Origin of the sequence: Aliinostoc sp. HNIBRCY26 (assembly GCF_050235535.1) — a bacterium.
Lineage (GTDB): Bacteria > Cyanobacteriota > Cyanobacteriia > Cyanobacteriales > Nostocaceae > Trichormus.
In genome coordinates, this window is record NZ_CP189852.1 from 5,060,217 (window position 1) to 5,071,843 (window position 11,627).

Here is an 11,627-nt window from a genome sequence, read left to right on the forward strand (position 1 = left end):
TCAGAATTTTAGTTTTTTTGAGTTAAGAATGTATAGATATATACAGAGAGAATTGGAGAGGAATAAAGCTATAGATTTGGCAGAAATAAACTCAAAGATTAGCAAGAATAAAGGCGAAAAGCACAGCAATGAAAACCAGCATTCTGGTCTTTGGAAGTCATGAATTTCTTGCCACGCTTCCTGATCAGATTCATGATGCCAGCACTTTTAATTTAAAAGTGTCTATTGACTTTAATCAGGCAGTGTTGCACATCCAAGTTGTGCAGCCAGATGTCATATTTGTGCAGGCAAGTTGTCAGGATAGCATCAGAGTTTGTCGATGGTTGAAAGAACAAAACCAGCTATCCTGGATACATTGTATTTTGGTAGAGGATCGTCCCCAGCAGATAATTGATAAAAGCCAAAGCAGTTGTGAGTGGGAGTTTGAAATGATGGCTAATGCACTCAATCAAGGTGCAGATGCTTATATTTGGTTATTAACTGAAGAGAATAATAATCGTCTAACAACTGCCACCAAAAGTTTAATTATCAGTCAATTAACAGTTGGTGTACGGAAAGTCAAAAAGTATCGCGAGTTGATGAATACCAATGATATCCTCTCAGCGATCGCCCTTGCAGATTCACTCACAGATTTAAATAATCGTCGCGCCCTAGAATGGGATTTACCCAGACAAATCAATAAAGCCCGTAGTCAAGATACTCCCTTAAGCTTGATTATTTTGGATGTAGACTTTTTCAAAAAAGTGAATGATCAGCATGGGCATTTAGTAGGCGATCGCCTGTTGCAATTACTGTGTAGTCGTCTACGTCATAATTTACGTAGTCAAGACACAGCTTTTCGCTATGGAGGAGAAGAATTTGTTGTCCTTTTACCCTACACTAACAGTGATGAAGCTTTAACCGTCGCTGAACGTCTGAACCGGATAGTTAGAGAACAACCCTTTGCAATTAACAGTCAGTTACATTTGCAGATCACCATTAGTTTAGGTGTAGCCAGTTTGCAACCCGACGACGACGAAAAAGGGATAAATTTGTTACATCGTGCTGACCAGTGTCTCCTAGCTGCAAAAGCATCTGGTAGAAACAAAGTCATTACGTGGGGAGAATATTCTCAAACTTCGAGTTTAGAGACGGTTTCTGGAATGAGTAGGGGTATGGGGGTGTAAGGGTATAGGGGTGTAGGGGTATAGGGGAACGAATGAATATTACCTATTCTTCCCCTACACCCTTATACCAATTTTGGATTTTGCGGAAAGTTCTGTAGGCGGGTTTCCCGCCGTAGGAACGCCACTTGCTACAAGCCGGGAAACCCGTCCAACGCAGTGGCTCAACTTTCCAAGAAGGATGTTGGATTGAAAGCCAAGATTCATTGGCTATTCCAGAAGCTCAAAACCATACTACCTATACACCTCATTCACCATAGCTTTTTCGCAGTCTGCAACTGTACCGCGCTGTCTCATCACCTGGACTAAAGCTTGGTAACTAGACCAGTTTTTCTCTAAAAGAGTTTTCGCTTGGAGGGCGTGAAATCTTTTCTTTTGTTGATAGTTTGATTCTGAAAAACCCAAAACTTTTAACACACTAGCTAACTTGCTTTGATCATCAGTACCACCTTCCGCACGTTCATAGACTAAGCTTTCTGCGGCGATCCCCGCCATCCAAACGGTGCAGTAACGATCTAGCATTTGGGTGGTGATTTTACCTTGCTGTAGTTGCAAAGCTATTTCTTGATCATCAAAAGTTACACCACCTTGGCCTGGTTGTCCTTGTTTCAGGGCTTCCCATGCACTGAGGGTATAACCTGTGACGGGAATTCCCAACAGGTGGGCGACTAGGAAATGTCCAGCTTCGTGGTGAATAATGCGATCGCGATGTTGTGGAGAAAAGCCCGCAATCCAATCTAACAGCAGCGCACCACCCTTTCCCTGCAAACTGAAACTATCAATAGTGGCTATCCCCAAAATTGTGAAAGTCGTAATTGCCGGAATTGCAGGAGATAAGTTAATTAAAGGCCCCAACAAAGCTGATAGCGTCATCAGAAACACAGATATGGCAACTAGATTAAGGGCGGTTTGGCTCATAATGGGGACTGGGGATTGGGGATCGGGGACTGGGGACTGGGGACTGGGATTGGGAAAGTAGGGGAAGCAGGGGAAGTAAGGGTGCAGGGGAAGAATGACTTCGCACTCAGCACTGGAACAGTTACTATATTTTGAGCTTAATCTTTCTTAAATTATATTAATCAATGCGTTGCATATCTCAATGTTAAAAATGAAAAAGAAGCTTCAAAATCAAATTTAGTCCCCGATCCCCAATACTTCGACAAGCTCAGTACAAGTCCCCGATCCCCAATCCCTAATACTTCGACAAGCTCAGTACAAGTCCCCAATCCCCAATCCCCAATCCCCAATCCCCAGTCCCCAATCCCCAGTCCCCAATCCCCAAAACTGAAAGATGATGAGATTACAGGCAAAGTCACTAGGTGAGAATCCTCAAGATTGGTTTTGGCCGTTCTGGTTGGCTTTGCCACTTTATCCCTACTACAAACGGCGGACAATTTGTCGAGAAGTAGTCAAAGATACTATTTGGACATTTGATCAACTGCATGGCATTCTCTACGCCATAGTTCCCATTCGCATGACGGTGATCAAACTAGATGCAGGTGGTTTGTTGGTTTATGCACCTGTGGCGGCAACGTCAGAGTGTATCAAACTAGTTAAGGATTTGGTCGCTAGGCACGGAGAAGTTAAGTACATTATTTTACCGACTAGTTCGGGTTTAGAACATAAAGTATTTGTGGGGCCATTTGCGAGATGTTTTCCCCAAGCCCAGGTATTTATTGCCCCTCACCAGTGGAGTTTCCCCTGGAATATGCCCCTGAGTTGGCTAGGGTTTCCCCAAAAGCGCACACAGATACTACCAGAAGATAGTAGTCAAGCTCCCTTTGGTGATGAGTTGGACTATGCAATTTTAGACATTAATTTGGGGGGAGGCGCATTTGTAGAGGTGGCGATGTTGCATAAGCGATCGCGTACTCTCCTAGTCACTGATACAGTATTATCCATACCCGAAGATCCACCTGCCATTAGCCAATTAGACCCCTATCCTCTGCTATTTCATGCCAGAGAACACGCACAGCAAACAATAGTAGATAACCCCACCAACCGCCGCCAAGGATGGCAACGCATTTGTTTATTTGCCATTTACTTTCGTCCTAGCACGCTGCAAATCACTGGTTTATGGCAGATGTTTCGTGATGCTATGCAAGCACCAGATCACTCACATAAGGCTTACTTTGGCTTATTTCCGTTTCGCTGGCAAGAAAACTGGCAGCATTCATTTAACGCCTTGCGAGGTCATGGTAGACCATTTGTCGCCCCTATTTTACAAAGTCTGATTCTGCCCCAAGACCCAAATCAAGTAATTAACTGGGCAAATCGAGTTGCCAAATGGGATTTTCAGCAGATTATCGCCTGTCATTTTGATGCACCATTTGCTGCGAGTCCCGATGAATTTCGTCAATCCTTTGCTTTTTTGGAGAACAATTCCTCTAGGATGAATCTGCAACCTCTACTAGAAACAGATATGCGATTCATCAAGGAGTTAGAAAGTAATTTAGTACAGCGAGGTATCGCTACACCAGCTAAAAATCGGATTTAGTTACACCAAATATAATGATGTAGAGACGTGGCATACAACATCTCTACAGTGCATAATAAAGCGCATCTTCATCAAGAAACGGTATTACGTAAATCCTAATAAAAACATATATTTTCTAGCGTTGCTATGGTAACTTATAGCTAGCAATGCGTATATTCAACTCGCCGCTTTGTGGATTGTGGTTAAATACAAACGCGCCTTCTTCCCTTTCTCCTCCAGATAAAAAATCAATTTGTTGTTCTCCTGTTTCTTCTACCTGGCTGCTAACTTTTAACGTGGCGATAATTTGTACTGATTCAGCCGTTTCTCCGCCAGAGTTGACAACTTCAAAGGGAACATAAAATTGACCGTTTACTCTTCTAATAGTCTGCTTCTTATTGACGGAAATAATAGGTGGTTGATCTTTTTCATTAATCCAGATATATCCTACTAGACTAACAATAATTGCCAGAATAAATAAGGCGATACTTAAAGTTATCCATTCGGCTGGAGTGCGTTCTGCTTCTGATTCTGATTGATTCATATGGCTAACCTACCTGCTGCACCGCCAATAGTTGCAGGTAATCCTAAAATTAAAGTATTTTCTAACCACATACTCCAAGGATTGGAGAAGCTTAATTTATGAAAAAACCACAACATAAAAGCACTGGCTATTAACGAAACTAAATAGGAAATAACTGTTTCACTTAATGGTCTTTGAAAAATACCTTTTTGCTGTTTCCGCTTTTGCTGATCAGAAAAACCCGCTTGGAAAACAATTGCATAAGAAATCACCAAAGATGCTGCAATAATTGCCAAAAGCCACGGTGCTGAAACCGCAGCTACAATCATGGTAACTTCATCTGTAGGAGCAATATTAAATGCAATTACGGTTGCGCCAATCAGAGTTGCACCTAAGTCTGCAAAAGTAGCGTCCAAATTATTCGGTTTCTGGTGATTTTTGTGGCTGGATTGTTGATTATTATTACTTTCGCCTAAAAATTGGTTAGCTAATGCTACACCGAAAGTAAAAGGAACACTTTCAAAAATGATTTTGCCAATCGCTTCTCTTAGGGAGGTTGCAATTGTGATTTCTCGTAATAATATCAACATCAAAGTAGAACAAATGATGCCAATAGCTATTGCTTCTATTGTATCTGTGATGGCTTCATAAGGTCGTTTACGACGTTGAATTTTACGAAATCCTTCTGTTTTATTGAGTAGAAACACGACAACAAACATTAAAGCGATCGCACTCATCATCAGTTGTGCTTTGACAAGCGATCCTACCCACCAAACTTCCATAGTATATAACAAGGGGATGCCAAATAAAAAGCCACCACAAGCACCCCGAACAATATCATTTAGCTCACTTTTAAAGATATTCTGCTGACGATTGACTGCCAATCTTACTATTTCCTTTGCCTAATCCATGATGATTAAGCTCCGATATTTTTATTTTTTATTCATCTCTCTGGGGTAATTAAATTATGAGATAGATAATCTATCTAGAGACAGTTATCAATTAACTCGTTAAGTATATAACTAAAATAACCAATAATAAAAAAGTAAAATTGCTGACACATCACCGTCATAATAATGCGATATGCAGGTAATTAAAAATCGAAAATTTCTCAAAAAATTAGCTATTTTCTGTCTTTAGTCAGACTAAAAACCACTGGTTTTTATTTATTCTACGTAAATAACGGCACGATTAAATACACATATAAAACACAGATAAATTGTTTTATCTGTGTTTCTTTAAGTTTTTACGTGTCTAAAATCTAGGTTGGCAGCTTACGCTACCCTAGAAGGCAAAATCATCATTTAGAGGTTACTATGTCAGAATTGATTCAGGCAATACTGGATAGTGAAGAAAAAAGTGATTTACGTTGCTTTGTGAGTCAATTACGCCAAAAGGAACAGAATTATTTACTGCGTAATGACATCTTGAATGAGTATAGAGAATACTGTAATAAATTCGACAAACCAGAGACGTTTTATACTTCTTCTCATTTGGGTAAATTAATTTACTATACCCAAGAGATTATTCAAGAAGATTCAAATTTTTGTTTTATTATTCGCGCCAAAATTGCGAGTCAAGAAGTGTATCGACTCACAGCAGACTTAGATGTAGAAGCAATGACGGTACAGGATTTATTAGATTTGCGCGATCGCTTCGTCAATAAGTTTCATCCCCAAGATGGTGATCTGCTAGAGTTAGACTTTGGCCCTTTTTACGACTACACTCCAGTCATCCGCGACCCGAAAAATATCGGTAAGGGTGTACAGTTCCTTAACCGCTACCTCTCCAGCAAACTATTTCAAGATGCTAGACAATGGCTAGAAAGTCTATTTAACTTCCTACGTCTGCATCATTACAACGGTGTCCAACTATTAATCAACGATCGCATTCAATCACAACAACAGCTCTCGCAGCAAGTTAAAAAAGCTATCAACTTTGTCAATGACCGACCCAACGATGAACCCTATGAACGTTTCCGTCTGGAATTGCAAACTATGGGTTTTGAACCAGGTTGGGGTAACACAGCTTCCCGTGTGCGAGACACCTTAGATATTCTCGATGAATTAATCGACTCACCAGACCCCCATACCCTAGAAGCTTTCATCTCTCGCGTCCCGATGATTTTTAGAATCGTCCTAGTGTCAGCACACGGTTGGTTTGGACAGGAGGGGGTTTTAGGTCGTCCTGACACCGGTGGTCAGGTGGTGTATGTCCTCGACCAAGCCAAAAATTTAGAAAAGCAACTGCAAGAAGATGTCATACTCGCTGGGTTAGAGGGGTTAAATGTCCAGCCCAAAGTCATCATTCTGACGCGTCTGATTCCTAATAGTGATGGGACGCTTTGTAACCAACGCCTTGAAAAAGTCCACGGAACAGAAAACGCCTGGATTTTGCGCGTTCCTTTGCGGGAATTCAACCCCAACATGACGCAAAACTGGATTTCCCGATTTGAGTTTTGGCCTTATCTAGAAACCTTCGCCATTGATGCGGAACGGGAACTGTTAGCAGAATTCCAAGGTAGACCAGATTTAATTGTGGGTAACTATACCGATGGGAATTTAGTGGCGTTTTTGTTAGCGCGACGGATGAAAGTCACCCAATGTAATATCGCCCATGCTTTAGAAAAATCCAAATACTTGTTTAGTAACTTGTATTGGCAAGATTTGGAAGATAAATATCATTTTTCCTTGCAATTTACGGCTGATTTAATTGCAATGAATGCAGCTAACTTCATCATCAGCAGCACCTACCAAGAAATCGTCGGGACAGGAGATAGTATCGGACAGTACGAATCTTACAAATGTTTCACCATGCCAGAGTTGTATCATGTGGTGAACGGGATTGAATTATTTAGTCCCAAATTTAATGTTGTACCCCCAGGGGTGAACGAAAACGCCTATTTTCCCTACACACGACAAGAAGATAGGGTAGAAAGCGATCGCGATCGCCTCGCCGAAATGCTATTTACTTTAGAAGACCCTAGCCAAATCTTCGGTAAACTCGATGACCCCCACAAGCGTCCGATTTTCTCAATGGCGCGTCTCGACCGCATTAAAAACCTGACCGGTTTAGCCGAATGCTTTGGACGTAGCAAAGAATTACAAGCACATTGCAACTTAATTTTAATTGCTGGTAAGTTGCGGGTAGAAGAATCAGACGACAATGAAGAACGGGATGAAATCGTCAAACTTTATCATATTATTGACGAATATAATCTGCACGGCAAAATTCGCTGGCTAGGGGTGCGCCTCTCAAAAACTGACTCTGGAGAAGTGTATCGTGTCATTGCAGATCATCAAGGAATCTTTGTCCAACCAGCATTATTTGAAGCGTTTGGTTTAACAATTCTGGAAGCAATGATTTCTGGACTACCAACTTTTGCGACTCAATTTGGGGGGCCATTAGAAATTATTCAAAATCAAGTCAATGGTTTTTATATTAACCCCACAAATTCAGAAGAAACAGCCGATAAAATTCTCGAATTCGTCATTAAATGTGAAGAGAATCCCCAATATTGGAATATAGTTTCTCAAAAAGCCATTGACAGAGTATACAGCACCTACACTTGGAAGATTCACACCACAAAGCTATTATCTCTAGCCAGAATTTATGGTTTCTGGAACTTTACCTCCAAAGAAAATCGTGAGGATTTGTTGCGCTACCTGGAGGCTTTATTCTATTTAATTTATAAACCAAGAGCGCAACAACTTTTAGCACAGCATCAATATCGATGATAATTATTAAATTAGTAATGGGTTATACCCATTACTAATTATCTGGAATATGCAGTTAACGAATACCAAGTTCTCGGCCCCACTACGCCATCTGCTTGCAGATTTCGCCGCACTTGAAAGGCTTTAACTGCACTTTCTGTAAACGCTCCATATACCCCATCAATGGGAACACGATAGCCATTCGCTACCAATAATCTTTGTAAGACTCTAACAGCACTACCGGAATGACCAAAACGTAAATTTGGTACATTACGAACAGACCTAGAAGTGCGTCTAGCAATCAAAATTTTACTGGGTGTTTGTTGTGCAATAAGCACGGGTTGGCGTGGCGATTTGAGCCGCACAGCCTGAAAATTTTGAAATTCATCTACACTGTAAACATCCTTTTTTACAGGTGTTTGTCTACTTGGTGTATGTGAATTTTCGGTGTTGAAAGCTAATTCAATACTTGGGGAACTGTCACTTAGCAGCACGAATTCAGGCGGCGTGGTTTTTGCAGATGACACTAACTGATCTGACTCAATAGATGTAGCTTTTTTCACGCCATTGTCGAGCTGAATTACAGGCTGCTTGGGTACAATCGACGGAGATGTTTGCTGTATTGCTAATACACCCGTCATCAGCAGGACAATATCATTCATGTTATTTGATATCACTATCACCCATAATTCCTTTGACAGAAGAAAATCATCTATTCCGGAATAGTGATTACTGAAATTTCTGGAGTTAAATTTTGAGCAATTGCCAAAAATCAATAAATCATCAATCAAGCATGAAACATTTTCATCCAATCAGTTTTGGATGTTCCAACTTTTAGATGTGGCAGTATTTAAATTGTGAACAGTGCTTTTTTTATCATGCAAATCACAACTTTAGTCATTTAATCAACTGTGAAATTACCTCAATGTAAAATTTTCTATATAGTCAACTTGATCAAGAATAATAAACTCTATATATAAAGGAAATTATTCCACCTTAAGCAGTATATATATATGTATATTTTTTGGTGAGAGTATAAAATATTTACTTTATAAATAGACTTTTATCTGCTGAATTCAAGCTAAAGTATTCTAACCAAATTTAGGGGTTTAAATTATAGGCTTCTATCAAGCCGCAAGTGTTGTAGCGGGACGTTAGCCACGCCAGTAGTCTGATGTACAAAAGCGATCGCAAATTGTAATCTCTGGAAAAACAGCGTAGAAATCCTTCGCGTTCTAGGCACAGAGGAGTTAGCATAGAACTTGTGCTTTGATGATCTCAGTATCAATACCCACAGAGAACGCAGTTAGACAAGCGATCGCTATGCTTCAGTATCCCAATCTCGAACAAGCGTTAAAATATCACTTCGGTTATGATAACTTTCGTCCAGGACAACGGCAAATTATCCAAGACGCGCTGCAAAATCGGGACTTATTGATAGTGATGCCTACGGGTGGGGGAAAATCTTTGTGCTTTCAGTTACCTGCACTGATGAAAACAGGACTGACTGTAGTGGTATCACCGTTAATTGCTTTGATGCAAGACCAAGTAGAAGCACTGCGAAATAATAATATCTCAGCTACCTTCCTCAATAGTAGTTTGAACCCCTATCAAGTGCGATCGCGGGAAGATGCCATTGTCAATGGTAAGGTAAAATTACTCTACGTTGCCCCAGAAAAGCTGCTGAGTGAAAGATTTCTCCCTTTTCTGGATTTAGTTCATGAAAAGATTGGGATATCGATATTTGCAATCGATGAAGCACATTGTGTTTCGGAATGGGGACATGATTTTCGGCCAGAATATCGTCAGTTAAAGTTACTGCGGAAGCGTTACGCCAATGTTCCCATGCTTGCGCTGACGGCAACCGCCACAGATCGCGTCCGGTCTGATATCATTCAACAATTAGGCTTAAAACAACCCAGTATTCATCTTGCTAGTTTTAACCGGCAAAATTTATATTACGAAGTCCGCGCCAAAAGTAAACAAGCTTACGCTGAATTATTAGAATTAATTCGTGACACGGAAGGCTCAGTCATTGTTTATTGTTTAACGCGTAAAAAGGTCGAAGAACTAACTTTTAAACTGCAAAACGATAAGGTTTCCGTCTTACCTTATCATGCCGGCTTACCTGACGATGAACGGAGTAAAAATCAAACGCGATTTATTCGGGATGATGTGCGGGTGATGGTGGCGACTATCGCTTTTGGCATGGGAATTAATAAACCTGATGTGCGGTTAGTGGTGCATTTTGATATTCCCCGTAATTTAGAGAGTTACTATCAAGAATCAGGTAGGGCGGGAAGAGACGGCGAACCGTCGCGGTGTACAATCTTTTTCAGTTTTGCTGATATTAAAACCATTGAATGGAGTATTGACCAAAAAACCGAACCCCAGGAACAATTGATTGCCAGACAACAACTCCGGCAGATGATCGACTATGCTGAAGGGACAGATTGTCGGCGGACAATTCAACTAGGTTATTTTGGCGAACGCTTTGCGGGTAATTGTGCTAACTGTGATAATTGTCGCCATCCCAAACCTTTAGAAGATTGGACAATTGAAGCCATGAAGTTTTTATCTTGTGTGGCGCGATGTAAAGAAAGATTTGGGATGTTACACATTATTGATGTGTTACGTGGGGCGAAAAAAGAGAAGATTATTCAATATGAGCATGATAAGCTTTCTACTTACGGTATAGGTAAAGATAGAACCGCAGATGAATGGCGAATTTTGGGGCGATCGCTTTTACATCAAGGTTTATTAGAACAAACTACCGATGGCTATTCTGTACTGAAATTAAATGCGTTAAGTTGGGAAGTAATGCGCCGTCAACGCCAAGTTTTCTTATCTGTTCCTGTGGCGCAAAAAGTGCGGTTAGTCCCCGATAATCCCAAAGCTGAGATTGCAGAAGCATTATTACAGAGATTGCGATCGCTGCGTAAACAATTAGCCGATGAACAGTCTGTACCGCCTTATGTAGTCTTTCACGATTCTACTTTGAAATTAATGGCACAGGTACAGCCGAAAAACTTAGCGGAATTCGGTAAACTTTCTGGTGTAGGTAGTCATAAACTCGCCCAATATGGGGAAAAGTTTCTCTCAGAAATTCGCGCCTATATTCAAGAACAAAATTCCACAGCTAAGACTGCTGAATATACACCCTCACTCAGCTTAGTTTCTGGGACTGAATTACAGACATTACAGTTACATCAACAAGGCTTAAATATTGCTCAAATTGCTCAAAAACGCAATTTAAGCCCGACTACTATTGCTAGCCATTTAGAAAAACTCATCGAAAAAAATCAGCCAGTAGACTTAAATCAATTAGTCCCTTTGGAACATCAACAAAAAATTTGGCAAGTTTTAGAAGTGCTGGGTGATATTCCCCTAACGCCAATTAAAGAACAGTTAGGCAATAGTTATACCTTTGATGAGATTCGCCTGGTGCGGGAAAAATGGCGACGACAACGTAAGTAGTTTAAAGGGACTGGGGATTAATGTAGCGATCGCATCCATGAAAACTACTGTTGTAGAGAAGTTGTTTGTAGCTTTTTTTGGTGATTTGCGATTGTTAACTTTTGAGGTGCGATCGCTAGCTGCTATTCTTAAGAAGCTATGTCTACGTAACTGGGAATACTAGAAGCAGTATCTTGCGTTTCTGTGGCAGATTTTGATGTACTGGGCTTCTGATTTTTTGTAGCTAAAACTACAGACAGGAGCTTTGGCAACGTCAGACACACAACTGTATT

General features: G+C 40.6%; 10 protein-coding genes. 5 read left to right on the plus strand and 5 right to left on the minus strand.

The features are described from left to right. Window positions 1–128: 128 nt before the first annotated feature. The gene (locus ACQFX9_RS21445) at window positions 129–1,166 is read left to right on the plus strand and encodes a GGDEF domain-containing protein (protein ID WP_427158331.1); all 1,038 of its coding nucleotides are present in this window, start codon (window positions 129–131) and stop codon (window positions 1,164–1,166) included. A gap of 231 nt (window positions 1,167–1,397) precedes the next feature. On the opposite strand, the gene ACQFX9_RS21450 is transcribed toward ACQFX9_RS21445, so the two are convergent. Beyond that, a complete protein-coding gene (locus tag ACQFX9_RS21450; RefSeq protein ID WP_427158333.1) occupies window positions 1,398–2,081 on the minus strand; it encodes an ATP-dependent Zn protease in 684 nt (227 codons plus the stop codon). A 373-nt stretch (window positions 2,082–2,454) separates the two neighbouring features. On the opposite strand from ACQFX9_RS21450, the gene ACQFX9_RS21455 reads away from it, so the two are divergent. Next, window positions 2,455–3,660: a DUF4336 domain-containing protein gene (locus ACQFX9_RS21455; RefSeq protein WP_427158335.1), complete on the plus strand. Its 1,206-nt coding sequence runs from the start codon at window positions 2,455–2,457 to the stop codon at window positions 3,658–3,660. A 124-nt stretch (window positions 3,661–3,784) separates the two neighbouring features. On the opposite strand, the gene ACQFX9_RS21460 is transcribed toward ACQFX9_RS21455, so the two are convergent. Both ACQFX9_RS21460 and ACQFX9_RS21465 read right to left on the minus strand, forming a co-directional pair. Then, window positions 3,785–4,183, minus strand: a complete 399-nt coding sequence (locus tag ACQFX9_RS21460) for a TIGR02588 family protein (RefSeq protein ID WP_427158337.1) — start codon at window positions 4,181–4,183, stop codon at window positions 3,785–3,787. Beyond that, entirely contained in the window at window positions 4,180–5,046 is an 867-nt protein-coding gene (locus ACQFX9_RS21465; RefSeq protein ID WP_427158339.1) for a TIGR02587 family membrane protein, read from the minus strand. Before ACQFX9_RS21465 ends, ACQFX9_RS21460 begins: the two co-directional genes overlap by 4 nt. A 432-nt stretch (window positions 5,047–5,478) precedes the next feature. Here ACQFX9_RS21465 and ACQFX9_RS21470 point away from each other — a divergent pair, with 432 nt between their 5' ends. Further along, window positions 5,479–7,899, plus strand: a complete 2,421-nt coding sequence (locus ACQFX9_RS21470) for a sucrose synthase (RefSeq protein ID WP_427158341.1) — start codon at window positions 5,479–5,481, stop codon at window positions 7,897–7,899. A gap of 38 nt (window positions 7,900–7,937) precedes the next feature. On the opposite strand, the gene ACQFX9_RS21475 is transcribed toward ACQFX9_RS21470, so the two are convergent. Further along, the gene (locus ACQFX9_RS21475) at window positions 7,938–8,540 is read right to left on the minus strand and encodes a peptidoglycan-binding domain-containing protein (protein ID WP_427158343.1); all 603 of its coding nucleotides are present in this window, start codon (window positions 8,538–8,540) and stop codon (window positions 7,938–7,940) included. Between the two features lie 439 nt (window positions 8,541–8,979). Then, window positions 8,980–9,135: a hypothetical protein gene (locus tag ACQFX9_RS21480; RefSeq protein WP_427158344.1), complete on the minus strand. Its 156-nt coding sequence runs from the start codon at window positions 9,133–9,135 to the stop codon at window positions 8,980–8,982. A gap of 66 nt (window positions 9,136–9,201) precedes the next feature. On the opposite strand from ACQFX9_RS21480, the gene recQ reads away from it, so the two are divergent. Beyond that, entirely contained in the window at window positions 9,202–11,355 is a 2,154-nt protein-coding gene (gene recQ, locus ACQFX9_RS21485) for a DNA helicase RecQ (RefSeq protein ID WP_427162965.1), read from the plus strand. A gap of 37 nt (window positions 11,356–11,392) precedes the next feature. Beyond that, window positions 11,393–11,518, plus strand: coding sequence for a hypothetical protein (locus ACQFX9_RS21490; protein WP_427158345.1), 126 nt, complete (start codon window positions 11,393–11,395; stop codon window positions 11,516–11,518). Window positions 11,519–11,627 lie beyond the last annotated feature (109 nt).